19 protein-coding genes are annotated in these 25,531 nt (G+C 72.3%); 14 read left to right on the top strand and 5 right to left on the bottom strand.

The window, feature by feature from the left end:
- The first annotated feature begins 28 nt into the window (after positions 1–28).
- From ODJ79_RS20125 to ODJ79_RS20105, 4 genes are all read left to right on the top strand, one after another.
- Positions 29–1,642, top strand: a complete 1,614-nt coding sequence (locus tag ODJ79_RS20125) for an MFS transporter (protein ID WP_263025041.1) — start codon at positions 29–31, stop codon at positions 1,640–1,642.
- A gap of 220 nt (positions 1,643–1,862) precedes the next feature.
- Entirely contained in the window at positions 1,863–6,545 is a 4,683-nt protein-coding gene (locus tag ODJ79_RS20115; protein ID WP_263025040.1) for a DUF4011 domain-containing protein, read from the top strand.
- A 14-nt stretch (positions 6,546–6,559) separates the two neighbouring features.
- Positions 6,560–7,957 carry a hypothetical protein gene (locus tag ODJ79_RS20110; protein ID WP_317620680.1) on the top strand — a complete coding sequence of 466 codons (1,398 nt, stop codon included), beginning with the start codon at positions 6,560–6,562 and terminating at the stop codon, positions 7,955–7,957.
- 120 nt (positions 7,958–8,077) lie between these two features.
- Positions 8,078–8,485 carry a nuclear transport factor 2 family protein gene (locus ODJ79_RS20105; RefSeq protein ID WP_263025039.1) on the top strand — a complete coding sequence of 136 codons (408 nt, stop codon included), beginning with the start codon at positions 8,078–8,080 and terminating at the stop codon, positions 8,483–8,485.
- A gap of 112 nt (positions 8,486–8,597) precedes the next feature.
- Here ODJ79_RS20105 and ODJ79_RS20100 read toward each other — a convergent pair whose 3' ends face one another.
- Complete coding sequence (locus ODJ79_RS20100) at positions 8,598–10,178, bottom strand: serine/threonine-protein kinase (protein ID WP_263025038.1); 1,581 nt, start codon at positions 10,176–10,178, stop codon at positions 8,598–8,600.
- Positions 10,179–10,557: 379 nt separating this feature from the next.
- Between ODJ79_RS20100 and ODJ79_RS20095 the strand changes: the two genes are divergently transcribed.
- Together ODJ79_RS20095 and ODJ79_RS20090 are read left to right on the top strand one after the other, a co-directional pair.
- Entirely contained in the window at positions 10,558–10,722 is a 165-nt protein-coding gene (locus ODJ79_RS20095; protein WP_263025037.1) for a twin-arginine translocation signal domain-containing protein, read from the top strand.
- A gap of 27 nt (positions 10,723–10,749) precedes the next feature.
- Positions 10,750–12,249 (top strand): alkaline phosphatase D family protein, encoded by a 1,500-nt coding sequence (locus ODJ79_RS20090; RefSeq protein ID WP_263025161.1) that lies wholly within the window; start codon positions 10,750–10,752, stop codon positions 12,247–12,249.
- Between the two features lie 96 nt (positions 12,250–12,345).
- On the opposite strand, the gene ODJ79_RS20085 is transcribed toward ODJ79_RS20090, so the two are convergent.
- From ODJ79_RS20085 to ODJ79_RS20075, 3 genes are all read right to left on the bottom strand, one after another.
- Entirely contained in the window at positions 12,346–12,909 is a 564-nt protein-coding gene (locus ODJ79_RS20085; RefSeq protein WP_263025036.1) for a hypothetical protein, read from the bottom strand.
- 20 nt (positions 12,910–12,929) lie between these two features.
- Positions 12,930–14,240 carry an MFS transporter gene (locus tag ODJ79_RS20080; RefSeq protein ID WP_263025035.1) on the bottom strand — a complete coding sequence of 437 codons (1,311 nt, stop codon included), beginning with the start codon at positions 14,238–14,240 and terminating at the stop codon, positions 12,930–12,932.
- 93 nt (positions 14,241–14,333) lie between these two features.
- Entirely contained in the window at positions 14,334–15,242 is a 909-nt protein-coding gene (locus ODJ79_RS20075) for an AraC family transcriptional regulator (RefSeq protein WP_263025034.1), read from the bottom strand.
- 176 nt (positions 15,243–15,418) lie between these two features.
- Here ODJ79_RS20075 and ODJ79_RS20070 point away from each other — a divergent pair, with 176 nt between their 5' ends.
- The 8 genes from ODJ79_RS20070 to ODJ79_RS20035 all read left to right on the top strand — a co-directional run bounded on the left by ODJ79_RS20070 (position 15,419) and on the right by ODJ79_RS20035 (position 24,590).
- Positions 15,419–18,205 (top strand): alpha-L-rhamnosidase, encoded by a 2,787-nt coding sequence (locus tag ODJ79_RS20070; RefSeq protein ID WP_263025033.1) that lies wholly within the window; start codon positions 15,419–15,421, stop codon positions 18,203–18,205.
- Position 18,206: 1 nt separating this feature from the next.
- The gene (locus ODJ79_RS20065; RefSeq protein WP_263025032.1) at positions 18,207–19,517 is read left to right on the top strand and encodes an ABC transporter substrate-binding protein; all 1,311 of its coding nucleotides are present in this window, start codon (positions 18,207–18,209) and stop codon (positions 19,515–19,517) included.
- An 11-nt stretch (positions 19,518–19,528) separates the two neighbouring features.
- A complete protein-coding gene (locus ODJ79_RS20060) occupies positions 19,529–20,446 on the top strand; it encodes a carbohydrate ABC transporter permease (RefSeq protein WP_263025031.1) in 918 nt (305 codons plus the stop codon).
- Complete coding sequence (locus ODJ79_RS20055) at positions 20,443–21,285, top strand: carbohydrate ABC transporter permease (protein WP_263025030.1); 843 nt, start codon at positions 20,443–20,445, stop codon at positions 21,283–21,285. The genes ODJ79_RS20060 and ODJ79_RS20055 overlap by 4 nt, the downstream gene beginning before the upstream one ends.
- Before the next feature lie 89 nt (positions 21,286–21,374).
- On the top strand, positions 21,375–21,797 hold the full coding sequence (locus ODJ79_RS20050) for a hypothetical protein (RefSeq protein WP_263025029.1): 423 nt from the start codon (positions 21,375–21,377) through the stop codon (positions 21,795–21,797).
- Positions 21,798–21,891: 94 nt separating this feature from the next.
- Entirely contained in the window at positions 21,892–22,335 is a 444-nt protein-coding gene (locus tag ODJ79_RS20045) for a GNAT family N-acetyltransferase (protein WP_263025028.1), read from the top strand.
- 10 nt (positions 22,336–22,345) lie between these two features.
- On the top strand, positions 22,346–23,233 hold the full coding sequence (locus ODJ79_RS20040) for a hypothetical protein (protein ID WP_263025027.1): 888 nt from the start codon (positions 22,346–22,348) through the stop codon (positions 23,231–23,233).
- A gap of 52 nt (positions 23,234–23,285) precedes the next feature.
- The gene (locus tag ODJ79_RS20035; protein ID WP_263025026.1) at positions 23,286–24,590 is read left to right on the top strand and encodes a zinc metallopeptidase; all 1,305 of its coding nucleotides are present in this window, start codon (positions 23,286–23,288) and stop codon (positions 24,588–24,590) included.
- Here the strand turns inward: ODJ79_RS20035 and ODJ79_RS20030 are convergent, their stop codons facing one another.
- Positions 24,591–25,376: a phosphatase PAP2 family protein gene (locus ODJ79_RS20030; protein ID WP_263025025.1), complete on the bottom strand. Its 786-nt coding sequence runs from the start codon at positions 25,374–25,376 to the stop codon at positions 24,591–24,593.
- Positions 25,377–25,531 lie beyond the last annotated feature (155 nt).

The raw sequence follows: 25,531 nt of genomic DNA, 5'->3' as shown, positions 1-25,531 counted from the left end.
CGCTCCCATCCTGGCGTGTGCTGTCCGGATGGACACGGCATCGGAGACGACCACGACCGCCGGGCAGGCGAAGGGCGCCGGTCTGGTGCTGCTCACCCTCGCCGCCGGGCAGTTCCTGATGACCCTGGACAGCTCGGTGATGAACGTGTCGATCGCGACGGTCGCGAAGGACATCGGCACCACGGTCACCGGCATCCAGACCGCGATCACCCTCTACACGCTCGTGATGGCGATGTTCATGGTGACCGGCGGGAAGGTCGGCTCGATGCTCGGCCGGCGCCGCGCGTTCGCCATCGGCTGCGTCATCTACGGCGCCGGGTCGCTGGTCACCGCGCTCGCGCCGAACCTGCCGGTGCTGCTGCTCGGCTGGTCGCTGCTGGAGGGCATCGGCGCCACCCTGATCCTGCCGGCGATCGTCGCGCTGGTGGCCGGCAACTTCCCGCCGCGCGGCCGCCCCCGCGCGTACGGGCTGGTGATGGCGGCCGGCGCGATCGCGGTCGCGGTGGGGCCGCTGATCGGCGGGTTCGCCACCACGTACTTCTCCTGGCGCTGGGTGTTCGCCGGCGAGGTGGTCATCGTCCTCGGCATCCTCGCGCTGGCCCGCAAGGTGCAGGACGCGCCGGCCGAGGGCCGCACGAAGCTCGACCTGGTCGGCGCCGCCCTGTCGGCGGCCGGTTTGGGCCTCGCCGTGTACGGCATCCTGCGCTCCAGCGAGTGGGGCTGGCTGCTGCCCAAGCCCGGCGGCCCGTCGGCGTTCGGCGTCTCCCCGGTGGTCTGGCTGGTGCTGGGCGGGATCTTCGTGATCTGGCTGTTCCTCGGCTGGGAGCGCCGCCTCGAGGCCCGGGACGGGTCGCCGCTGATCCGGCCCGAGCTGCTGCGCAACCACCAGCTCACCGGCGGGCTGCTGATGTTCCTCGCCCAGTTCCTGATCCAGGCCGGGCTGTTCTTCGTGATCCCGCTCTACCTGTCGGTGGCGCTCGGCCTGACCGCGATCGAGACCGGCGTACGGATCCTGCCGCTGTCGCTGACCCTGCTGGCGGCGGCCGCCGGCGTCCCGCGCTTCCTGCCGAACGCCTCCCCCCGGCGTACGGTCCGGATCGGTCTTCTGGCCCTGCTGGCGGGCATCGTGGTGCTGTTCTCGGCCATCACGCCGACCGCCGGTGCGGCCGTCGTGACCGTCCCGCTGCTGCTGGTCGGGCTGGGCATCGGCGCGCTCGCCTCGCAGCTGGGCGCGGTGACCGTCTCGGCGGTGCCGGACGAGCAGAGCTCCGAGGTGGGCGGCCTGCAGAACACGGCCACCAACCTCGGCGCGTCGATCGGCACCGCGCTGGCCGGATCGGTCCTGATCGGGGCGCTGTCGATGTCGTTCATCCAGGGCGTACAGCACAACCCGAGCATCCCGGACTCGGTGAAGACGCAGGCCAGCGTGCAGCTGGCGCCCGGCGTCCCGTTCCTGTCCGACGCCGACCTGTCCGCCGCCCTCGCCGGCGCGGGGATGAGCCAGGAGGGCACGCAGACCGCGCTGGACATCAACCGCCAAGCCCGGCTGGACGGTCTGCGCGCCTCGCTCGTGGTGCTGGCCGCGGTCGCGCTGCTGGCGCTCTTCGGCGCCCGGCGCATCCCCCGCAAGCAGCCCGAATAACCTCCGCCGGCCTCCGCTCAGCCGAAGCTGGGATTCGTGGCGTGGTCGCCGCGGCCCTTGGGCAGCTCCCACTCCTCCTGCCGGCCCAGCGCGGTCATGCCCAGGATCCCGTACGCCCCGCCCATCTGCTCGGTGCCCCGGGCGAGGTGGACATCTGCCGCTGGCCAGCCTTTCTCGCGAAAAGCCAGCGGTTACCGCCCGTCGTTGGTGAAATCGGAACATGAAGCCCGAAAACGGCACGGCGGCCGCCCTGCGAGCCTGGCGGGACGGCCTGGTGAACCTCGATGCCGGCAATCGGCTGATCAGACACCGGCCGTCGGTGACGGGCACCGTGGAGATCGTCGGACCGCCGCCCCAGGTGATCGTGGGGGCGTTGCGGACCGGCGGCGAGCACGGCTTCACCGGCGAGGGCGAGTTCTTCCGTACCGCAATGGCGGCGCAGCCGCTCGGGAACGCGCTGCGCCGGCTGATGCGCAAGTCCCGTCAGGACTTCCTCGACCGGGGCGTCGACGCGCTGCACCTGGCGATCGGCGTGCTGCACTGGCGGGACGAGCAGGACGAGCCGTTCGTGAGCCCGCTGTTGCTGCTGCCGGTCGAGCTGACCGCGGCCGGGCCGGCCGACCTGCCGAGGCTGCGCGGCCGCGACGACGACCCGGTGGTCAACCCGGCGCTCACCCTGCGGCTGCGGCTGCTCGGCGTCGACCTGCCGGAGGTGAAGTCGCTCGCCGAGCTGGACCTGCCGGAGTTCCTGACCCGGGTGCGGGCGGCGATCGCCGGTCGCGGCGGCTGGCGGGTCGCGGAGTCGATGCTGCTGTCCATGTTCAGCTTCCACAAGGAGGCGATGTACCGCGACCTGCAGGACAACGAGCAGCGCATCCTCGATCATCCGATCATCCGGGCCCTGGCCGCGCAGGACGGCGAGCCGGCCTTCGAGCCGATCGCCGCCGCCGACGTGGATCGGCTGGCGCCGCCCGAGGAGGTGCCGCTCGTGCTCGACGCCGACGCCTCGCAGCGGGCCTGCATCGCGGCCGCGACCGCCGGGCACAGCTTCGTGCTGGACGGGCCGCCCGGCACCGGCAAGTCGCAGACCATCGCCAACATGATCGGCTGCCTGCTGCACGCCGGGAAACGGGTCCTGTTCGTCTCCGAGAAGGCCGCCGCGCTGGAGGTGGTCCGCAACCGGCTGGCCGGCGCCGGCCTCGGCGGATGGCTCCTCGAACTGCACAGCAACAAGGCCACCCGCAAGGAGGTCGCCCGCGGTCTGGCCACCGCCCTCGACGATCCACCGCAGGCGACGGCGCCGGGCGCTGCGCCGGGTGACGTGCGCGATTCGAGGCAGAGACTTTCCGCGTACGCCGAGGCCATGAACGAGATCCGCGAGCCGCTCGGCGCGAGCCTGCACGACATCCTCGGCCGGTGCGCCCGGCTCAAGGACGTGCCCGCCGCGCCCGCGCCCGCCCCCGACACACTCACCGCCGACACGCTGCGCGACGTGCGGGCGGCCGCCGATCGGCTCGCCCGCTCGTGGCGCCCGGCGGTCGAGGGCGACGACTACGCCTGGCGCGAGGTCATCGACCGCGATCCGCTCGACGGCCGCCTGGATCGGGCCGAGCACGCGTTGCGCGAGCTGTCCCGCGCCGCCGCCCGGGAGGCCGAGCTCGCCGACGCACTCGACCTGTACCGGCCCTCCGGCGCGGCGGCACTGGCCGCGCTGGCCGCGCACGCCGCCCAGCGGCCGCCGGGCGTGGCCGACGAGTGGCTGACCGCGTCCAGCCTGCGCCCGGTGCGGCACGCCGCCGCCGAGCGCGGACGCAAGCTCGCCCGGATACGCGAGGCCCGCGACGCGGTCCGCGCCGCGGCCGGCGTCGAGTGGGACGACCTGCCCGGCGCGGACCTGCCCGAGGTGAACGTCCCGTCGCTGCGCCCGGCCGCCGTCGACCCCGGCCCGCTGACCGCCGAGGCCGCGGGCGGCCTGGCCCACCGCTTCGACGAGGACGCCACCCTGCTCGAGGACCGGATGCGCGACCTGGCCCAGGTCGCCTCGGCGCTCGCCCTGCCGGCCGCACACACGTTCGCCGACGTCGGGCGGGTGGTCGCGATCGCCGAACTGGGCGCCCGGCCGAACCGGCCCGAGCCGATGTGGTTCGGGCCGGGCACGCTCGCCCGGGCCACCGCGGCGGCGGCCGCCCTGCGCCGGGGCGCGGCGGCGGTGACCGCGGCCGAAGGGCAGGCCCGCCGCTACTTCCACCCGGCGATCGTGGACCAGCCCGTGGAACAGCTCGCCGACCGGCTCACCCGGGTGCACCGGGGGCTGCGCAAGCTGTTCGGCGCGTACCGCCGGGACTACGAGGCCGTCGCCTCGTTCGCCCGGCCCGAGGTCTCCGCCGCGGACGCCGTGGCCCACCTCAACCTGGCGATCGCCTGGCGGGCCGCGGTCGCCGACCTGGCCGCCCTCGAACGCGAGCACGCCGCCTCGCTCGGCCGCTACTGGCGGGGCGCGGCCACCGACCTGACCGCCGTCGACGACGCCCTGCAGGCCGCGAACGACCTGCTTCGCTGGACCCCGCCGCAGGCCGTGCCCGCGGTCATCGACCACGTCTGCGCCGCCCGCCCGGACGAGGGGCTGCTCGGCGCGGCGGCCGCGGTGCGGGTGACGGTGGCCCGGTGGCAGGCGGCGCTGCGGGACGCGCCCGAGCCGGCCGCCCGGCCCGAACTGGCCCAGGGCACGGTGCAGGACGCGATCGGCTGGCTGCGCGCGAACGTGGCGCCGCTGCGGGCCGCCGCCCGGGTGGTGACCGCGTACGACGAGGCCACCGGCTGCACCCTCGACCTCAACCGCGCCCGGCGGCTGGGCGACCTGCGGGAGGCGGTCGTCGAGGCTCGGCGAGCCCTGCCCGGGTCCGCCGCGGACGCCGACGAGCGGGCCGAGGCGGCGGCGATCGACTGGGCCGACCTGGCCCGTGCGCTCGCCGGGCACCCGCTGACCACCGCCCAGGCGACGGCGCTCACCTCCTGCTCGCCGCGCCTCGAATCGGGCGTCGGCCTCGCCGAGAAGGCCGCCGCCTGGCTGATCGCCCGGGACGCGGTGGTCACCGCCTTCTCGACCCGGCGGCGGGGTCAGCTGGCCGAGGCGCTCGACGACTACGACCGGGGTCCCGCGCTGCTGCGGGAGCTGCGCGACGACTCGCGCGGGCAGGAGGAGTGGTTCAGCCACGTCGCCGCCCGTGAGGTACTGGCCGGGTACGGGCTGGACGCCGCGGTCGGGTTCTGCGCGGACACCCGGGTGCCGCCCGGGCAGCTGCGCGACGTGCTCGAACGGGCGACGCTGCGGGCCTGGGCCGACGACGTGCTGCACCGGGACGACCGGCTCAAGCCGCTGCGCGCCGCGGAACGCGACCACCTCGTCGACGAGTTCCGCGCGCGGGACGAGGAGCTGGAGGCGGCCGCACCGGCCCGGATCGCCGCGGCACTCGCCGCACGCCGGGCCGCCGGACTGCCGGCCGCGGAGACCGCGCTGCTGCGCCGCGAGGGCATGAAGGAGACCCGGCACCTGCCCGTACGCGAACTGATCGGGAAATGCCGGACCGCGGTGCTCGCGATGAAGCCCTGTTTCCTGATGTCGCCGCTGGCCGTGAGCCAGTTCCTGCCCCCGGACATCGGCTTCGACGTGGTGATCTTCGACGAGGCCTCGCAGGTCACACCGGCCGACGCGATCAACTGCATCTACCGCGGCACGGCGCTGGTGGCGGCCGGCGACGACAAGCAGCTGCCGCCGACGTCGTTCTTCGAAACGGTCACCGAGGGCGGCACCGACGTCAGCGACTTCCAGTCCATCCTGGAGCTGGCGAAGGCCTGCGGCGCGTTCCCCAGCCTCGGCCTGACCTGGCACTACCGCAGCCGGGACGAGGCGCTGATCGCGTTCGCGAACCAGGCGTTCTACCAGGGCCGCCTGGTCACCTTCCCGGCCGCCGACCAGGAGCGGTCCGACACGGGCGTCCACCTGATCCCGGTGAACGGCATCTACCGGCGAGGCAGCACCCGGGACAACCCGGCGGAGGCCGCGATCGTCGCCGATCGCGTGGTGGAGAGCCTGATCGCCCGGCCGGACCTGTCGCTCGGCGTGGTGACGTTCTCGGTCGCGCAGGCCGAAGCGATCGAGTACGCGCTCTCCGAGGCGGTCGCCCACCATCCCGGGCTCGACCGGCTGCTCGACGGCGACCGGTTGCACGGCTTCTTCGTGAAGAGCCTGGAGGCGGTGCAGGGGGACGAGCGCGACATCATGATCTTCTCGATCGGCTACGGTCCCGACGAGCACGGCCGGATCAGCGCCAACTTCGGCGCCCTGAGCCGGCCCAACGGGTGGCGGCGGCTGAACGTGGCGATCACCCGGGCCCGCCGGCGGGTGGAGATCGTGTCGTCGATCCGCTCGCACGAGGTGCCGGAGAGCGCCAACGAGAGCGTCCGGCATCTGGCCGCGTACCTGGAGTTCGGTGAACGCGGCGGAATCCGGCGCAGCGAGAGCGACCAGCCGCTCGGCCCGCTGGAGGAATCGGTCCGCGCCGCGGTCGAGTCGTGGGGCTACGTGGTGCGCACCCGGGTCGGCTCGGCCGGTTACCGCCTCGACCTCGGCGTGGTGCGGCCCGGCACGAGCTCGTTCATGCTGGGCATCGAGTGTGACGGCGCGATGTATCGGGCCTGCCCGGTCGCGCGCGATCGCGACCGGTTGCGCGCGAAGGTGCTCGGCGGCCTCGGCTGGGATCTGTACCGGGTGTGGGGCGCGGCCTGGTATCGCGACCGCGCCGAGGAGGAAACCCGCCTCCGCGACGCCCTGAAACGGGCGGAACTGCCCACTCGCCGCAGTTCGCTTTACATCTCGCCGGTTTCTGTCAAAGTCGCGTATTGACTCACGCTCCGTCGATGTCCAGCATGGTTCGGGTGACGGTCGGATCGAGGGGACCGGCGCATGCCGCGCCGATCAGCTGTGTCGCCTTCCGAGCCGACGGACTCCGTCTGGCCAGCGGTTCGCACGATCGCAGTGTGATCGTGTGGGACACCACGGACCCGCAACGGCCGGTCCTGGTGACCGAGTTCGGCCATAACGCTGCGGTGCTGTCGGTCGCCTTCAACCCGGCCGCCGCCGACCTGCTGGCGACCGGCTCCGCCGACGGGACCGCCGCGGTGTGGCGCGTGGTCGACGACCGGCCGCCGTCGCTGATGAAGGTCCTCGCCGGACACCCCGGCCCGGTCACCTCGGTGGCCTGGATGCCGGACGGGCAGCATCTGCTCTGCCAGATCGCCGAGTCGCGGGCGGCCGTGTGGAACGCCTTCGGCGAGACCTACCTCGGCGAGCTCGACGACGCGGTGCGGATGACCGTCAGCCCGTACGGCCTGGTCGCGACCGTCGGGTCGGACGGGCTGGTGGCCGTGCGTGACCTGTGGCGCGACCCGGGCCGCATCACCTACCTGCCGGGCGCGGCGGTCGAGGACTGCGCGTGGTCGCCGGACGGGTCGACGCTCGCGCTGGCCGGCGAGGACGGCGCCCTCGAACTGCTCAACCCGGGACTGCTGCCGATCCGCTCGGTGCGGCTGGGCGATGCACCGCTGCGCGGGATCACCTGGTCGGCCGACGGGGGGTCGCTGATCGCGGGGACGTACGACCCGGCGCTGGTCGCCCTCGACGCGGCCGGGCGCCCGCAGTGGCGCAGCACCGATGCCCGGCTCTGGCCCCGTTCGCTGGCGGTCGCCGGGTCGCTGGTGGCGGCGGCGACCTTCGGCGGCCGGCCGCACCTGGTCGACCTGGCCACCGGCGCCGGGATCGACCCGGGCATGCCGCCCGCCGAGCCGGCGGCGCCGTTCCGCGGCGGGGTGCTGGCGGCCACCGGGCGCATCGTGACCGCCGGGACCACCGGCGACCGGCACCCGCTGTGGGAGCACGAGACGAGGGTGACCGCGGTCGCGGCGCTCGGCGACCGGGTGGCGGTGTCGGCGGCCCACAAGGCCGTACGGGTGATGCTGGTCGGCGACGGCTCGACGGTCGAGCTCGGCGTCACGCTGCACGCACCGGAGCCGATCAAGGCGGTCGAGGTGCTCGGCTCCCCCGACGAGCCGGTGGTGGTGGCGGCCTCGTTCGACTTCCGGCTGTACTCGTGGACCCTCGACTGGACCGGCATCCCGGCGGGACCGCGCGTCATCGGCGAGTTCGGGTACGGGATCGCGGCGCTCACCCGCCTCGACGACCACCGCCTGACCGCAACCGATCACCACGGCGAGCTGGTGATCCTGGCGCTCGGCGCGGACGGCGCCCTGTCCGCCTGACCGACTCCCCGCAAAACGGTCGGATCAACGACCGTCCGCCCTCGTGCCTCGCCGGGCGGCGACAGACTGGATGGTTGCGGGGGCCGTGCCGATCAGCGCCGATCACCGAGGAGGTTCCCGATGTCCCAGGAGACGACCGCGAAGACCATGCACGCGTATCTGGATGCGCTGCTCGCCCGCGGCGACTTCGCCCGACACCTCGCGGCGGACGTCACCTTCGAAATCATGGGAACGCCGCAGCTGGTACGTGGCCGCGACGCCGTCCGCGACACCATCACCTGGCTGCACGCCGGGGCGTTCGACGCCGAGCCCAAGGTGCGCACGCTGCTCACCGGCGCGAGCCAGGCGACGCTGGAGGCCGACTTCGTGGGCACCCACATCGGCGACTACATGGGCATCGCGCCGACCGGGCGACCGGTGAACGTCCCGTACTGCATGGTCTACGACTTCGAGGACGACATGATCACGGCGTTGCGCGCCTACTTCCCGATGGAGTTGCTCGCCCAGCAGGTCCGCGGCGCCGCCTGAGGCCGCGGCGCCGGGTCAGGTCGCGGCGCCGGGTCAGGTCGCGACGCCGGGTCAGGTCGCGACGCCGGGTCAGGCCCGACGCCGGGTCGCGGCGCCGGGTCGCGGGGCCGGGTCAGCGGAACATCGGCGTCCGGCTCTCCCCGTCGGGGGAACCGGCCAGGCAGTGCAGCAGCGTGCCGCCGCTGCCGGGCTGGTCGATCGGCCACGCCTCGCGGCGCCACGACTTCGTCCTGATCGGGCTGCGGCTGTGGGCGGCCAGCACGTCGGCCGAGCACGCGGCGGCGATGTCGGCCTGCTTCATCAGGTCGTCCGGCGGCAGCTGCTCGGCCCCGGCCGGGAACTCGATCGCGGCGAAGGTCTCCCAGTAGTGGTCGGCGGTGCACTCCACCTGCCGCGGCGCGAACGCCTTGCCGCTGACCTCGGTGAGGCCGGCCCAGCACATCGGCTCGGCCGGGCACAGGCCCTTCCCGCACGCCACGAAGCCGACGGGGACCGCCGGTCTCGCCCCGGCGCTCGGCGCCCCGCCGGCCACCGCGGTCGACGCCCCGCCGGCCGCGGCGGTATCCGGCTTGGCCCGGGTGAGCAGCCACGCCCCGAACGCGACGACCAGAACGGCGACGAGCCCGGCCGCGACGAGTAGCTTGCGCCGGCCGGGCTTGGCCGGCGGCAACGCCGCTCCCTGCGACGCCGCTCCCTGCGACGCCGCGCCCGGCGCCGATCCAGGATGCGCCCATCCGGGGTGCGCCGATCCTGGGTGCGCCGATCCTGGGTGCACCGGCCCGGGATGCGCCGGCCCGGGATGCGCCGATCCTGGCGGCGCCGATCCGGGATGCGCCGATCCGGGGAACGGCGCAGCCTGGCCGGCCCCGGACCGGGCGCGGCGGGCCGCGTCGGCCAGCGCCGCGGCGGTCGGCCAGCGCCGCGCCGGGTCGGTGGCCAGCGCACCCTCGACCACCGCCAGCACCGGCGCGGGCAGCGTGATACCGATCGTGCGCGGCGCCGACTGCAGCCGCTGCAGGGCAACCGCGTACGGGTTGTCCCCGACGAACGGCTTCTCCCCCGCCAGGCACTCGTAGGCGGTCAACCCCAGCGAGTAGATGTCGCTGAGCGGCGTCGCCGGCTGCCCCAGCACCTGCTCCGGCGACAGATAGCTGGGCGTGCCGAGAATCGCCCCCGACGCGGTCAGCTGCCCGGCGCTCTCGTGCCGGGCGATGCCGAAGTCGGTGAGCACCACCGACCCGTCCCGGCGGAGCAGGACGTTGGCCGGTTTGACGTCCCGGTGCACGATCCCCTGGTGGTGCACGGCCTGCAACCCGTCGGCCGCCTCGGCCAGGACCCGCATGGTCTCGGCCGCATCCAGCCGGCCGACCCGCCCCAGCCGTTGCGCCAGCGACTCGCCGTCGACGAACTCCATCACCAGGTACGCGAAGCCGTCCCCGCGCCCGAAGTCGTGAATCGCCGCCACCGACCGGTGATTGACCCGGGCCATCGACGTGGCCTCGGCCAGGAAGCGCCGCCCGAATTCCGGATCCCCCGCCACCGACGGCAGCATCACCTTCACCGCGACGATCCGCCTCAGCAGCTCGTCGACGGCCCGCCACACCTCGCCCATGCCCCCGGCGCCGATCCGCTGGTCCAGCCGGTACCGCTCGCCCAGCCGGCTCCCGGCCCGCAGCCCTCCCCCAAGTTCCACGCGCGACAGCTTAGGCCCTCCGCCCGGCCCGCCCATCGTGCGAGCAGGCGTCCCCGCCGCCGTCCGGGCACCGGGCCGCCCGCCGCACCCGGCGGCGCACCGGCACGTCCACGTCGCGGAAGGCGGGCGGGCCAGGGCACGGAAGGCAGGCGGGCCAGGGCACGGAAGGCAGCCGGGCCAGGGCACGGAAGGCGGCCGGGACAGGGCACGGAAGGCAGGCGGGCCAGGGCACGTCGGAGAGGCCCGTGAAGTGCGGGTTTCGTGCGGAACATCGCCGCGGGAACAGTCGTCGGCCACCCGGCGTTCAGCCGCGGTCCATCTTGGACCGCCAGGCTCCGGTTCGAAAAACGTCGAACAGAGCCAGCACAGGAGCGTGAACATGGCCGTCTCTCGTCGCCAGATCCTCACCGGTGGCGCCGCCGCCGGGGTCGGGCTGTCCGTCGCCGGCGTTCTGCCGAGCCTTGCCGCACCGGCGGCCGCCGACCCGGCGGGGGCGACCAGCGCCGCCCGCCGGGGGATCGCCCGTTTCCTCACCGCCGGATAAATATCGATTTACCCTGAGAACGTGCACATGGTCAACCGCCGCACGTTCGTTCTCGGCGGCCTCGGCGCCGTAATCACCACTCCCCGGCGGGACGCGGACCCGTTCACCCTCGGCGTCGCCTCGGGCGAGCCGGCTCCGGACAGTGTGGTCCTCTGGACCCGCCTCGCCACCGACCCGATCGCGGCCGACGGTCACGGCGGTATGGCACGCGCCGACGTCCCGGTCGAGTGGCAGGTGTCCGCCACCGCATCGTTCGCCCGCGTCACGGCGAGCGGCACGGCCGTCGCCCGCTACGACGAGGCGCACTCGGTGCACGTGGTGGCCGGCGGGCTCGCTCCCGGCCGCGAGTACTACTACCGGTTCCGCAGCCGGGGCCGGCTCTCGCCGGTGGGCCGCACGCGCACCGCCCCGGCGACCGACGCCGCCGTACGCGATCTGGTGTTGCTCTTCGCGACGTGCGCCAACTTCGAGGCCGGCTACTTCACCGCGTACCGGCGGATGGCCGACGAGCGGCCGGACCTGATCCTGCACCTGGGCGACTACATCTACGAGGGCGGCCCCAAGCCGGGGCACGTGCGCCTGCACCTGGGTCCGGAGATCCTCACCCTGGCCGACTACCGGCGGCGGTACGGACAGTACAAGGTGGACCCCGATCTGCAGGCCGCGCACGCCGCCGCGCCCTGGGTGGTGGTGTCGGACGACCACGACGTGGAGGACGACTACGCCGGCGGGCACCGGCTCGACGACATCCCGCCGCTGACCGCCGCGCAGTGGACCACCCGGCGGACGGCCGCCTACCAGGCCTACTACGAGCACCTGCCGCTGCGGCCGATGAGCAAACCGGCCGGTACGAGCATGCAGCTGTACCGCCGGTTCGGCTGGGGGCGGCTGGCCACCTTCCACATGCTGGACACCCGCCAGTACCGCGACCCGCAGGCGTGCGGCGGCCACTGGAAGGTGTGCGCCGACGCGGCCTTGCCGGGCCGCACCATGACCGGGAGCGCGCAGGAGAAGTGGCTGTTCGACGGCCTCGCTCAGCATCGGGCCACCTGGGACGTGATCGGCCAGCAGGTGTTCTTCGCCGGCCAGCTGGACAGTCACGGGCGCGGGAACATGGACGCCTGGGACGGATACCGCGCCGCCCGGGATCGGCTGCAGCGCGGCTGGGTCGAGCGCGGCGTCCGCAACCCGGTGGTGCTTTCCGGCGACATCCACACCGCCTGGGCCAACAACCTCAAGCTCGACTACGCCGATCCGGGCTCGGCGACGATCGGCGCCGAGCTGATCTGCACCTCGATCACCTCGCGCGGCAACGGCACGGCGGCCACCGCGGTCCCGACCGCGGACGTGAACCCGCACCTGAAGTTCTACTCGGACCGGCGCGGCTACACCCGGGCCCACGTCACGCCCGGGCGGATCACCGCCGACTTCCGCGGGGTCGACGCGGTCAGCGTACGGAACTCTCCGATTCGGACCCTCGGCTCGTTCGCGATCCTCGACGGCCGGCCCGGCCTCCAGCGGCTCTGACCGGCCGGCTCGGGCTTCAGCGGGCCCGATCGGCACCGGCCCGGGCTTCAGCGGCCCCGATCGGCGCCCGCCCGGCGGACCCAGCAGCCGGCGTGGTCACTTCCCGGCGGTGCACTCCTCGCCCTGGTCGTCGAGGACGAGCGAGACGAACCGCACGCGGTCGGCGTCGAAGACGAAGCGGTAGCTGGCCGCCGCGTTGCCCGGCACCGGCGCGGCGTACCGGCCGGCCACCCGCACCGGCAGATCGGCCGTGCCCACGTCGAGCTGGTGGACCTTCGGGTACGCGGCCCGCACCTGCGCGATGGTGGCGCCCGCGCCGATACCCTCCGGCGTCCGCACCGCATCCGGGGCCGTGATGATCGCGAGCCCGAAGGTGCGCGAGAAGTGGAAGACCGCGTCCTCGGTCATCAGGATCGCGCAGTTCCGCTCGCCCGCGGTGGGCCAGACCGGCTGGTACCGGATGTTGCCGGTGGCGCTCGCCTCGGCCGCGGTCATGCCCAGCCGGATCCGGGCGATCCCGGCCGGCCCGAGAACCAGGTTCGTCCCGAGGGAGGCGGCCGCGGCCGACGCCTCCCGCTGGGCGCGATAGGCCTGATAGCCCACGGCCACCAGCACCACCACCACGGCGACCTGCACGGATCGGATCATCAGCGTTCGCATCGGCGGTGATCATAGTCGGGTCAGCGCCGCAGCTCCGCCTCGCTCTCGGCCACCGGGGTGGTTGCCCGGCGCGGCATCAGCAGCAGCGCCGCGAAGCCGAGCACGCAGCAGCCGATGATGTACCAGCTGATGCCGGTGCTCGAGTTCGTCTCCTGAAGGATCTTGGTGGCGATCAGCGGGGCCGGGCCGCCGGCGATCACCGAGGCCAGCTGGTAGCCCAGGCCGGCGCCCGAGTACCGCAAGTTGGTGCCGAAGCCCTCGGCGATCAGCGCCGCCTGCGGACCGTACTGCATGTCGTGGAAGATCAGCGACACCACGATCGCGATCAGGACCAGCACCGATTCCTTGGTGTTGAGCAGCCCGAAGTACGGGAACGCGAACAGCGCCGTCAGCACGATGCCCGTACCGTAGACGCGGCGCCGTCCGTATATATCGGATAGATGGCCGAAGAGGGGTACGGAGATCAGGCCGATCGCCGCGGCGACCAGGATGTAGTCGAGAACCTTGTCCCGGGTCAGATCCAGGTGCTTCGTGGCGTACGTCAGGACGAAGCTGGTGAAGAGGTAGAAGGGTGCCTGTTCCCCCATCCGTACGAAAGCCGAAGTTAGAATTTGCTTCCACTCCGTGCGGATCACCTCGATCAGCGGGCGCTTCACGATGTTCTCCGTCTTACGAACGGCCTCGAACTCGGGGCTCTCCAGCACCCGCAGCCGCACGTACAGGCCCACCCCGATCAGCACGATGCTGAGCAGGAACGGGATCCGCCAGCCCCAGTTGTCGAAGGACGCCCCGGTCCAGTCGGTCATCAGCCGCACCACGCCGGTGGACAGCACCAGCCCGAGCGGCACGCCCAGCTGCGGCCACGAGGCCATCAGCCCGCGCCGCCGCCGCGCTCCCCACTCCATCGACAGCAGGACCGACCCGCCCCACTCCCCGCCGACCCCGATGCCCTGCAGAATCCGCAGCAGGGTGAGCAGCACCGGAGCCGCGTACCCGATCGAGGCGTAGGTGGGCAGCACCCCGATCAGCGCGGTCGCGATGCCCATCAGCAGCAGCGTCGCGATCAGCGTGGCCTTGCGGCCGATCCGGTCGCCGTAGTGACCGAAGATCGCCGCGCCGACCGGCCGCGCGGCGAAGCCGACGAACTGCGTGCCGAACGACAGCAGGATGCCGGTGAAGGCCGCCTGCTTGGGGAAGAACAGGGCCGGGAAAATCAGTGACGCGGCCGTGTTGTAGAGGAAGAAGTCGTACCACTCGATGGTGGTGCCGACGGTGCTGGCGATGGCGGCCCGGCGGCGCTGTGTTCCGCCGGGCGCAAGGTCGGTGCCCATGGTTGCCTCCACCGGAAAGCCGGAGCCGGGAGCCGGAAACCGGAAGCCGGAAACCGGAAGCCGGAACTGGGAGCCGGAAAAATTGAGGGCTATCTACCCCTCGGCCGCTTTCGGCAAACCCATCCGCCGGGTGAACCTCGCCCGATACGTCGAGGCGCTCAGACCGTAGTGCGACTTGAAACGCCGGGCGAAGTAGTTCTGGTCGGGCCAGCCGACCGACTCGCCGATCCGGTTGATCGGCTGGTCGGTGTGCAGCAGCCGGTTCGCGGCCAGCTCGACGCGGTGCCGGGAGAGGTACGCCATCGGCGGCAGCCCGGTCGCCGACTTGAACAGCCGCACCAGGTAGCCGGGCGCGAGGTGCAGCTCGGCGGCGAGCGACGGCAGCGTCCAGTGGTACGCCGGCCGCTCCTCCATGATCCGCATGCCTTCGAGCACGGCCGGATGGATCTCCGAGCCGGGTGCGCCGGCCGGGGCGAGCGCGCGGGCCAGGCAGCTCAGGAACAGGGTGAGCCGCCCGATCAGGTCGCCGCGGTGGGTGGCGACCTCGACGCCGCGCAGGTCGTGCAGCCGCTCGAGATGCTCGACGCACTCGTCGTAGGCCGGCTTCGCCAGGTGCCCGGTCAGGATGCCGCGACGCTGCTCGGCGTACGGCCCGGTCCAGAGCAGGTGGCCGAGCTGCGGGTCCTGCCTGGTCCAGGCCAGCTCGCGGCGCAGCAGCTCGGTGGAGAACCCGCAGTTGTACAGGTCGAGCCCGCGGCAGTCCTCGTACCCGTGCCAGACGCCGGGCCGCAGCACCAGCACGTCGCCGACCTCGAGCGGCGTGCGCCCGGCCAGGCTGCGCTGGGCGCCCTCGCCGCCGATCACCACGGCGATCTCGACGAAGCTGTGGGTGTGGATCGGGTGCACGTCCTCGTGCACGTAGTGCCCCGCGAACGTCAGCGACCCGTCGATGATATGCAGCAACGTGCGGGTCTGCTCGATCGGGAAGACGTCCACGTCCATGCCCCACGGTAAGACCCAGGTGAATTTCGTGCTACCTCCGGTGCACATCGGGCTATGTCGTGACGCACGCCACGCCGCAGGATCGGGTGCAGGCGAAACGTCCCCGCCATCAAGCCGAAACTTTGCGATCGGCCCGCTCGGGCCGGTTCTTGAATCGTTTCACCCCCTGGAGTGTCATGCCCGAGCTCGCCGCACCGACCGACCTTCGCTTCGACCACCATCCGGCCGACCGCCCGGTGCTCGGCATCGGCACCGCGACCCCGCGCCTGTCCTGGCAGGTCCCGGCCGCGCCACCGGACTGGGCGCAGGCCCGCTACGAGATCGAGATCAGCCGCGGCGCGGCCGCCCCCGAGGTGCGGTCCGCCGCCTCCGGCGAGCAGATCCTGGTTCCCTGGCCGGGCGAGCCGCTGCGGGCCAAGGAGCAAGCCTCGGTACGGGTCCGGGTCGGCGACGCCACCTCGTGGAGCGAGTGGTCCGCCCCCGGCGTGGTCGAGGCCGGCCCGCTCACCGCCGCCGACTGGACCGCCCGCCCGATCAGCCCCCGCGACAACGCCGGGATCGGCGACCCGGCCCCGCTGCTGGCCGCCGAGGTGGTGCTCCCCGGCGACATCGTCAAGGCCCGGCTGTACGCGACGGCGCACGGCCTCTACGTCGCGAGCCTGAACGGCAAGCGGGTCGGCGACCAGCAGCTGACCCCGGGCTGGACGGCCTACCAGCACCGGCTGCGCTACCAGACGTACGACGTCACCGACCTGGTCACGGCCGGCCCGAACCGCCTGGAGATCCTGCTCGGCAACGGCTGGTTCCGCGGCCGGCTCGGTTTCCAGGGACGACACGCGGTCTACGGCGACCGGCTCGCCGCCCTGGCCCAGTTGGAGGCGACCACCGCCGACGGCACGGTGCACGTGCTCGCCACCGACGGCTCGTGGACCGCCCGGGCGAGCCGCATCGTGGCCGACGACCTCTACGACGGCCAGCGCACCGATCTGCGTCGCGCACCCGGGCCGGCGGGCGCCGTGGACGTGCTCGACGCCGACCTGGCCCTGCTGGTCGCCCCGGACGGGCCGCCCGTCCGCATCACCCAGGTCGTCCCGGCGGTGGCGGTGACCAGGTCGCCGAGCGGCAGGACGCTTGTCGACTTCGGCCAGAACCTGGTCGGCCGGGTCCGCCTGCGAGTCCGCGGCGGCGCTCCCGGCGACGAGATCACCATCCGCCACGCCGAGGTCCTCGAGCACGGCGAACTGGGCGTCCGCCCCCTGCGCACGGCGCGGGCCACCGACACCTACCTGCTGGCCGGGCCGGCCGAGACCGTCCTCGAGCCCGAGCTCACCTTCCACGGCTTCCGGTACGCCGAGGTGACCGGCACGACCGTCGAGCGCGCGGACGCCGAGGCCGTCGTGGTCGGCACCGACCTGCGGCGGACCGGATGGTTCGAGAGCGACCACGAGTTGCTCGACCGCTTCCACGAGAACGTCGTCTGGGGGATGCGCGGCAACTTCGTCGACGTGCCCACCGACTGCCCGCAGCGCGACGAGCGGCTCGGCTGGACCGGCGACATCCAGGTCTTCTCGCCCACCGCAAGCTTCCTGTTCGACACCGCGGGCTTCCTCGGCGGCTGGCTCGCCGACCTCGCCGCCGAGCAGCAGAAGGACGGCTCCGTCCCGTACGTGATCCCGGACGTCATCCGCCGGCCCGGCCCGGCGACCGCGGCCTGGGGCGACGCGGCCACCATCGTGCCCTGGGTGCTCTACCGCCGCACCGGCGACCGGGACCTGCTCGAACGGCAGCTGCCCAGCATGCGCGGCTGGGTCGACCGGATGGCCGCGCTGGCCGGGCCGGACCTGCTGTGGTCGGGCGGCTTCCAGTTCGGCGACTGGCTCGACCCGGCCGCCCCGCCCGAGGACCCGTTCCGGGCCAAGGCCGACCCGGACGTCATCGCCACCGCGCACCTCGCGCGCAGCGCCGAGATCGTCTCGCTCGCCGCCGAGGTGGCCGGCGACCCGGACACCGCCCGCGAGTACGGGGAGCTGGCCGCCCGGGTGCGGCAGGCGTTCGCCCGGGAGTACGTCACGCCCGGCGGCCGGGTGCTCGGCGACGCGGCCACCACGTACGCGCTCGCCCTGCAGTGGGCGTTGCTCCCGGACGCCGGGCAGCGGGTGAACGCGGGCGAGCGGCTCGCCGACCTGGTGCGGGCCGCCGGGTTCCGGATCAGCACCGGGTTCGTCGGCACGCCGCTGATGACCGACGCGCTGGCCGACACCGGGCACGACGACCTCGCGTACCGGCTGCTGCTGCAGACCGGCTGCCCGTCCTGGCTGTACCCGGTGACGATGGGTGCGACCACCGTCTGGGAGCGGTGGGACAGCATGCTGCCGGACGGCTCGATCAACCCGGGCGAGATGACCTCGTTCAACCACTACGCGCTCGGCGCGGTCGCCGACTGGCTGCACCGGCGGGTCGCGGGCCTGGCCCCGGGCGCGCCCGGCTACCAGCTGATCGAGGTGCGGCCGCTGCCGAACGCCCGGCTGTCCCGGGCCGCCGCCCGGCACCTGACGCCCTACGGGGAGGCGTCGGTCGCCTGGCAGCGATCGGGCGGCGAGCTCCACCTCACCGTCGTGGTTCCGGTGGGTGCCTCGGCCGTCGTCCGGGTGCCCGGCGAGGACCACGACCGGGAGGTACGCCACGGGCGGCACGAATGGCGCGTCCCCGACCCGTACGCGCAAGCGGTTGATCTGCCCGCGGAGCTCTCGATCCGGCAGCTGATGGACCACGCACCCAGCTGGGACCGGCTGGTCGCCGCCGCAACCGAGTCGGGGGTGGCGGCCGACGAGGCCGTGCTCGCCGACCGGCTCGCACGCTTCTTCGACGCGCCGGCGGCGTCGGTCGTCGACGCCGCCACCGCGGACGGATTCATCCCGGGCGCCGATCGGATGCGCGCCCTCTACTCCCCCGGAGGAAATTGAGATGAGAACACCCCACATAGCGATCGCCCTGCTCGCGGCCGGCTCGATGGCGCTCGCCGGGTGCAGCGCCGGCAGCCTCGGCTCCAGCGACTCCAGCGGCGGCAAGGTCACGATCAACTACCTGGTGGACAACGGGCAGGAGACCGTCAAGGTCGCGAACCAGCTGGTGAAGGACTTCACCGCGAAGAACCCGACCATCGAGGTCAAGGTGGAGACCCGGCCGCAGGGCACCGACGGCGACAACCTGGTCAAGACCCGGCTGTCGACCGGCGACATGAGCGACGTCTTCGCCTACAACTCGGGTTCGCTGTTCCAAGCCCTCGCGCCGGAGAAGAACCTCGTTCCGTACGACGACAGCCAGCACATCGGCAGCCTGGACAAGAACTTCGCCACCACGGTCACCTCGAACGGCAAGGTCTACGGCGTGCCGATGGGTGGCTTCATGGCCGGCGCGATCCTCTACAACAAAGACGTGTACGCGAAGCTCGGTCTGCAGGTGCCCAAGATCTGGGACGACTTCATCGCCAACAGCAAGAAGATCAAGGCCGCGGGCGTCGACCCGGTGATCCAGTCGTACGGCGAGACGTGGACCTCGCAGCTGTTCGTGCTGGGCGACTTCGCCAACGTGCTCGCCGCCGACCCGCAGTTCGCCGAGAAGTACACGGCCAACCAGGCCAAGTACGCGACCACGCCGGCCGCGCTGGCCGGCTTCCAGCACCTGCAGCAGGTGCACGACCTCGGCTACCAGAACAAGGACTTCGCCTCGGCCAAGCTCCCCGACGCGCTGCGCTACCTCGCCCAGGGCAAGGGCGCCCAGTACCCGATCCTCTCGGCGCTGCTCAGCCAGCTGATCGCCGACAACCCGGGCACCGGGAACAGGATCGGCCTGTTCGCGATACCCGGCGCCGACGCGGCGAAGAACAACCTGACGGTCTGGGCGCCGGGCGGCGTCTACATCCCGAAGACGACGACCGGCGCCAAGCTGGACGCGGCCAAGAAGTTCGTCGCCTACATCGCCACCCCGGACGGCTGCACCTCGCAGACCACGGCCACCGAGCCGACCGGCCCGTACGCGGTCAAGGGTTGCACCCTGCCGGACTCGGTGCCGCAGGCGGTCAAGGACATGCAGACCTACATCGACGGCGGCAACTCCAGCCTCGCGCTCGAGTTCCTCTCCCCGGTCAAGGGCCCGGCGCTCGAGCAGATCTGCGTCGAGGTCGGCTCCGGCATCAGCAAGGCCGACGCCGGCGCCAAGCAGTACGACGAGGACGTGAAGAAGCAGGCCCAGCAGCTCGGGCTGCCGGGCTGGTAGGAGAGCAGCCCGTGGCAACCACCACCGTGACCCGGTCCGCCGGGACCGAAGTCTCCTCGGCGGGCCGGGTACGGGCCAGGAGCCCGTACCCCACCTGGTTCTATCTCCCGGCCGCCGTGATCTACGGCGTGCTCTTCATCGTGCCGACCGTCATCGCGTTCTACTTCAGCCTCACCCGGTGGAGCATCTTCGACTCGAAGTTCATCGGGTTCGGCAACTACGTGACGTTCTTCAAGGAGCCGGCGCTCGTCACCAGCCTGTGGCACACCCTGATCTACGCGGTGGTCACCTCGGGGCTGAAGGTCGTCCTCGGCCTGCTGCTGGCGATGCTGCTCACCTCGCAGATCCTCGCCCGGGGCTACCTGCGCTCGGTCGTGTTCTTCCCGGTGCTGGTCTCCACGATCGGCGTCGGCCTGACCTTCACGGTCCTGATGAACCCGGAGAAGGGCCTGATCAACCAGTCCCTGGCCGTGCTCGGCGTCCAGGGGCCGGGCTGGCTGACCGATCCCTCGTACGCGCTGCTGTCGGTCGCCCTCGTCGACGTCTGGAAGGGTGTGGGCCTGGCGACGCTGATCTACATCGCCGGCATCGTCTCGATCCCGCAGGAGTACTTCGAGGCGGCCCGAGTCGACGGCGCGGGCGCCTGGGCGAACTTCCGGCACATCGTGCTGCCGCTGGCCCGGCCCGCGACGGTCACCGTGATCACGCTGTCGCTGATCGGCGGCCTGCGCTCGTTCGACCTGATCTGGGCGATGACCCGGGGCGGCCCCGGCTTCACCTCCGACGTGATCGCGTCGGTGATCTACAAGCAGTACCAGGCCGGCTTCTACGGCCTGTCCACCGCCGGCAACGTGGTGCTGTTCCTCGTGGTGACGGCGATCGTGCTGCCGTTGTCCCGGTTCCTGAACCGCAAGGAGGTCGAGCTGTGACCGTGCTGACCTCGCGGCGCCGCAAGAACTACCTGCTCAGCTCCTTGGCGATCGTGCTCTCGGTGATCGTCTTCCTGGTCCCGTTCGCGTTCGTCGTGCTGACCGCGGTCAAGGACCGGCAGCAGGCGTCGCTGCTCGACTTCTCCTGGCCGCACCAGTTCCGCCTGGTGCAGAACTTCGTCGAGGTGCTCCAGGCTCGCGACTACATGCTCATCATCGCGTTCATCAACAGCACCATCCTGACCGTGGCGAGCGTGACGCTGATGGTGGTCTTCGGGGCGATGGTGGCGTTCGTACTGCAGCGCCGACGCAGCCGGTGGAACGGGCTGATCAACGCCTTGGTGCTGGCCGGCCTGATCATCCCGCCCGCGGTGGTGCCGACGATCTGGGTGCTGCAGAAGCTCGGCCTGTTCCGGACGATGCCCGGCCTGATCCTGGTCGAGGTGGCGTTCGGCCTGGCCTTCGTGATCCTGCTGTTCCGGGCCTTCATCGGCACGATCCCGCGGGAGCTCGACGAGGCGGCGATCATCGACGGCGCCGGCCCGGCGCGGCTGTTCTTCCGGGTGATCCTGCCGCTGCTCAAGCCGGTCATCATCACCTCGGTGGTGGTGCAGTCGGTCTTCGTGTTCAACGACTTCACGAACCCGCTGTACTTCCTGCCGGGCGATCAGAACGCGACGGTGCAGCTGACGCTCTACAACTTCGCGAGCCAGTACAACACGCAGTACAACCTGCTCTTCATGAACATCCTGCTGATCACGATCCCGCCCCTGGTCATGTTCCTGTTCTTCAACCGCCAGATCGTCGCCGGCATGACCGCCGGCGCCATCAAGGGCTGAACGGTACCTGGAAGCTTTCAGGTACCGGCCATTGTGGATCGGTGTTCCTCTTGCCGGGAATTGCTCACCGCATTCTGACCGGAGGAATCGTGAAACGCAGAATTTCCTACCTCGGCGTGGCCAGTATCCTGAGTGCACTGGCGACCGCGGTCGTCGCTCCCGCGCCCGCGCAGGCCGCGTCGGCGCCGACCACGTCACCGGCGGCGGCCTCCCGCGTGTACCACTCGACCTGGGGCTTCACCTGCGAGTCGGGCTACGCCTGCGCGTCGGTCCCCTACGGCAGCGGGTGGTACGTCTTCAAGTTCTACAACTACGGCACCTACAGCCTGAGCAACTGGTTCGGCACGGACACCGCAATGAACGACCAGACCGGCGGCGCGGCGATGCGGCTCTACAACGGCAGCGACGTCCAGGTGGAATGCATCGCCGGGCAGACACCCGAGGCGCATTACGACACGGACGTCAATTGGACGCCGATCTACAAGATTCGGCTGACCGCCAGCACCTGCTGAGGTGAAGACCGCACCCTGCGGCTCCTCGGGTCGTTCCGGGCGGTCACACCGCAGCCCCCTCCGGTGTGACCGCCCCCGGTTCTATGATCCGGACGTGGACGGCGTGATCGTGCGAGCCGGTGCGGTGGACGAGAGTCTGCTGCTGCCCCTGGTCCGGGAGTTCTGCGAGGTGGATCGGCACCCCTTCGAGCGGGAGCGGGTGCTTGCCGGGCTGCGGCCGCTGCTGGCCGACGACCGCCACGGGCAGGTCTGGCTGATTCGGGACCCGGGCGGGGAGCTCGCCGGGTACGCCGTGCTGACCTGGGGCTGGTCGCTCGAGTCGGGCGGCCGCGAGTGCCTGCTCGACGAGATCTACGTGCGGACGCCGGGGCGCGGGCTGGGCGGCAGGGCGCTGGCGGCGCTGGTCGAGGCGGCGGCCGCGGCCGGGGCTTCGGCGATGTTCCTGGAGACCGAGGCGCACAACGAGCGGGCCCGGGCGTTCTATCGGCGCGGCGGCTTCGAGGCGGAGGACTCGATCTGGATGAGCCGCAGCTGGTAGTAGTGACACCGTGGACGATGACGTTCGGGAATGGCTGCTCGACGGCGATCCGGCGGTGCGCTGGCGGGTGCTGCGCGACCTGACCGGCGCCGGCGACGACGAGGTGGCTCGGGAGCGCGGGCGCGTCGCCGCTCAGGGGTGGGGAGCGCGACTGCTCGCGGAGCAGCGGGACGACGGCGGCTGGGGCGAGGGGGTCTACTCCCCCAAGTGGACGTCCACGACGTACACGCTGCTGCATCTGCTCTGGCTGGGACTGCCGGAGCGGCATGACGCGGCGCTGCGCGGGTGCGAGCGGCTCTGGGCGTGGCAGCGGGGCTGGCGGGTGCCGGAAACCTGCATCGCCGGGATCGTGGTGCGGCTGACCAGCGCTTTCCGGTATGACGCCGACCGGCTGGACGGGCTGGTCGAGCATCTGGCCGGAGAGCAGCTCGACGACGGCGGGTGGAACTGCAAGTCGCACGGCAACCGGGCGATGCACGGCTCGTTCCACACCAGCATCCAGGCGCTCGAGGCGCTCGACGCCTACCGCCGCGCGGGCGGGACGGTCGGCGTGGACGCGGCGATCGGGCGGGGGCACGCGTTCTTCCTGCGGCACCGGCTCTACCGGTCGCACCGCACCGGGGCGGTGGCAATTCCGGCGAGTACGAAATTTCCGGCGTTTCCCGAGTGGCACTTCGACGTGCTGCGCGGGCTCGAACACTTCGCCGACGCCGGCGAGCGGGACGAGCGGCTGGCGGACGCGATCGAGGTGGTGCGCCGGGCGCGACGGCGGGACGGGCGCTGGTCGACGTACACCGGATACGCCGGGAAGCAGTTCTTCCGGCTGGAGGAGCCCGGCGCCAGCCGCTGGAACACCGCCCGGGCGCTGCGCGTAATGCGATGGTGGGAGGCGTCTTGACGGTTGCGACGGTTGGGTACTCCTGAGGTTGTCCGATGCCGAGGGAGGGCCGATGCGGGCGCTGCGAATCGTCGCCGGGGTGCTGGTGCTGTCGCTCGCCGGGTGCGGGGTGGTGCCGGCGCCGTCCGAGCCGGGGAGATCGGCCGGCCCGACGGCGACCGCCACCGACACGGTGACCAGGTCATTGAGGGACGTCGAGCGGTATTGGAAGGCCGAGTTTCCCGCGCTCACCGGCGGAAAGCGATTCCGGCCGATCACCGGCGGATTCCATCCGTACACCGAGCGAAAACCGGCGCCGGACTGCGCCGGAGAGGCGACCGTCTATCAGCCGAACGCGTTCTACTGCCCGGACGGGGACTTCATCGCCTGGGACGCGCAGAAGCTGATCCCGCAGTTGCAGCAGGATTACGGGCCGCTGCTAGTCGGGGTGGTGATGGCGCACGAGTACGGGCACGCGATCCAGGTGCGGCTCGGCCGGACCCGCCAGCCGACCGTGGTGCTCGAACAGCAGGCCGACTGCTACGCCGGGGCCTGGCTGGCCGACGTGCGGGCGGGGCACTCGACGGCGTTCCGCAAGCCGACCTCCGGGCAGCTGGACAACACCGTGGCCGGCCTGCTGATGCTGCGCGACCAGCCGGGCACCTCGGCGCGGGCGCAGGGCGCGCACGGCAACGCGTTCGACCGGATCCGGGCCTTCCAGGAGGGCATCCAGCAGGGCGCGAAGAAGTGCGCCGGCTACGACGCGAACAACCTGCAGGTCACCGAGGTGCCGTTCAGCGACGCGCGGGAGGCGGAGAGCGGCGGGGATCTGCCGTACGACAAGGCGATCACGCTGCTCGCCCAGGACGCTCAGGCGTACTGGACGAGGACCTTCCCGGATCTCGCCGACCGGCAGTGGCAGCCGGTCCGGGTCGAGACGTTCGACGGGCGGGCGCCGAGCTGCGCCGACCCGGACACGACCGCGGGCGGTGCGGCTCTCTACTGCCGCTCCGGCGATTTCATCGCCTTCGACGGGCAGAACCTGGGACCGCAGCTGTACGACCGGATCGGCGACTTCGCGGTCGGGATGCTGCTGGGTGACCTGTTCGCGCGGGCCGCGCAGGATCGGCGGGGCGCCTCGACGAGCGGCCGGTCCGGGCAGCTGGCCGTCGACTGTCTCGCCGGATCGTGGACGAACGATCTGCTCACCCGCGATCAGAACGGCAACGACCTGCGGCTTTCTCCCGGCGACCTGGACGAGGCGGTGGCGGCGCTGCTGGCCTTCGGGCGGGGCCGGGACAACGGCGGGGTGTCCGCGTTCGACCGGATCTCGGCGTACCGCAAGGGGGTCCTGGAGGGTCTCGGGATCTGCGTGTGATCAGATCTGGCCGACGCGCGGGCTCGGGATCGCCGCCTTCGCCGTGACGCTCTTGGCGTTGAGCACGGCGGCGACCACACCAAGCAGGGCGCTCGCGACGACCGCGTCCAGCCAGTAGTGATTACCGGTCACCACGACCACCAGCAGGGTGAGCGCCGGGTGGGCCAGCCAGAGCCATCGCCACCGGCCGGCGGTGGCGCCGATCAGCGCGATCGCGACGGCGAGGGCCCACCCGACGTGCAGCGACGGCATCGCGGCGTACTGGTTGGTGAGCGTGTCGGTGGTCGGCGAGCCGTAGACGGCCGGGCCGAAGAGGCGGCCGGTGTCGACCATGCCGACGTCGGCGAGCATGCGCGGCGGGGCGAGCGGGAAGAGCAGGTGCACGACCAGCGCGGCGGCGGTCAGCCAGGCGAGCAGCCGGCGGGTGGCGACGTAGCGCGCCGGGCGGCGGACGTACAGCCAGATCAGCGCGGCCGCGGTCGCCGGGAAGTGGACGTACGCGTAATAGCAGTTCGCCGCCTTGATCAGCCACCCGTGGGCGATGACCAGGTGCTGCAGGGCGTACTCGTTGGGCAGGTGCAGGGCGCGCTCGAGGTTCCAGACGTGCCCGGCGTTCGCCAGCGCCTCGCCGACATGCCCGTCGGCGGCGACCCGGCCGATCTTGTACGCCAGGAACAGCACCGCGACCAGCAGGATCTCGTACAGGGCCCGCCGTACCGCCTGCCGGCGCCGCGGGCGCGGCCCCGCCGGGGCTTCGGCGGTGGGCTCCTGCTGGATCAGGCTCATCGCGTCTCCCCCGGTCTCGGCTTCGCGATCCCCACGGAGCAGCGGACCGATCTGCGATCTTCGCAGATGGTGGCAACCGGACGGTATGACGTCCTTCACCTGCGGGTTTGATGTCGTTAATCTGTAACCGTCCGCGGCCCCGGCCGCGCCTGGCG

Source organism: Actinoplanes sp. KI2 (assembly GCF_025630775.1).
In the GTDB taxonomy this organism is placed as follows: domain Bacteria; phylum Actinomycetota; class Actinomycetes; order Mycobacteriales; family Micromonosporaceae; genus Actinoplanes.
The sequence above is the reverse complement of the archived record's forward strand: the minus strand, read 5'-3'. Positions and strand labels throughout refer to the sequence as shown.

What these genes read in the sequence shown, in the direction of transcription:
- ODJ79_RS20125 (WP_263025041.1), top strand. Translation starts at nt 29, where the DNA reads ATGGACACGGCATCGGAGACGACCACGACCGCCGGGCAGGCGAAGGGC.
- ODJ79_RS20115 (WP_263025040.1), top strand. Translation starts at nt 1,863, where the DNA reads ATGAAGCCCGAAAACGGCACGGCGGCCGCCCTGCGAGCCTGGCGGGAC.
- ODJ79_RS20110 (WP_317620680.1), top strand. Translation starts at nt 6,560, where the DNA reads ATGTCCAGCATGGTTCGGGTGACGGTCGGATCGAGGGGACCGGCGCAT.
- ODJ79_RS20105 (WP_263025039.1), top strand. Translation starts at nt 8,078, where the DNA reads ATGTCCCAGGAGACGACCGCGAAGACCATGCACGCGTATCTGGATGCG.
- ODJ79_RS20095 (WP_263025037.1), top strand. Translation starts at nt 10,558, where the DNA reads ATGGCCGTCTCTCGTCGCCAGATCCTCACCGGTGGCGCCGCCGCCGGG.
- ODJ79_RS20090 (WP_263025161.1), top strand. Translation starts at nt 10,750, where the DNA reads ATGGTCAACCGCCGCACGTTCGTTCTCGGCGGCCTCGGCGCCGTAATC.
- ODJ79_RS20085 (WP_263025036.1), bottom strand. Translation starts at nt 12,909, where the DNA reads ATGCGAACGCTGATGATCCGATCCGTGCAGGTCGCCGTGGTGGTGGTG.
- ODJ79_RS20080 (WP_263025035.1), bottom strand. Translation starts at nt 14,240, where the DNA reads ATGGGCACCGACCTTGCGCCCGGCGGAACACAGCGCCGCCGGGCCGCC.
- ODJ79_RS20075 (WP_263025034.1), bottom strand. Translation starts at nt 15,242, where the DNA reads ATGGACGTGGACGTCTTCCCGATCGAGCAGACCCGCACGTTGCTGCAT.
- ODJ79_RS20070 (WP_263025033.1), top strand. Translation starts at nt 15,419, where the DNA reads ATGCCCGAGCTCGCCGCACCGACCGACCTTCGCTTCGACCACCATCCG.
- ODJ79_RS20065 (WP_263025032.1), top strand. Translation starts at nt 18,207, where the DNA reads ATGAGAACACCCCACATAGCGATCGCCCTGCTCGCGGCCGGCTCGATG.
- ODJ79_RS20035 (WP_263025026.1), top strand. Translation starts at nt 23,286, where the DNA reads ATGCGGGCGCTGCGAATCGTCGCCGGGGTGCTGGTGCTGTCGCTCGCC.
- ODJ79_RS20030 (WP_263025025.1), bottom strand. Translation starts at nt 25,376, where the DNA reads ATGAGCCTGATCCAGCAGGAGCCCACCGCCGAAGCCCCGGCGGGGCCG.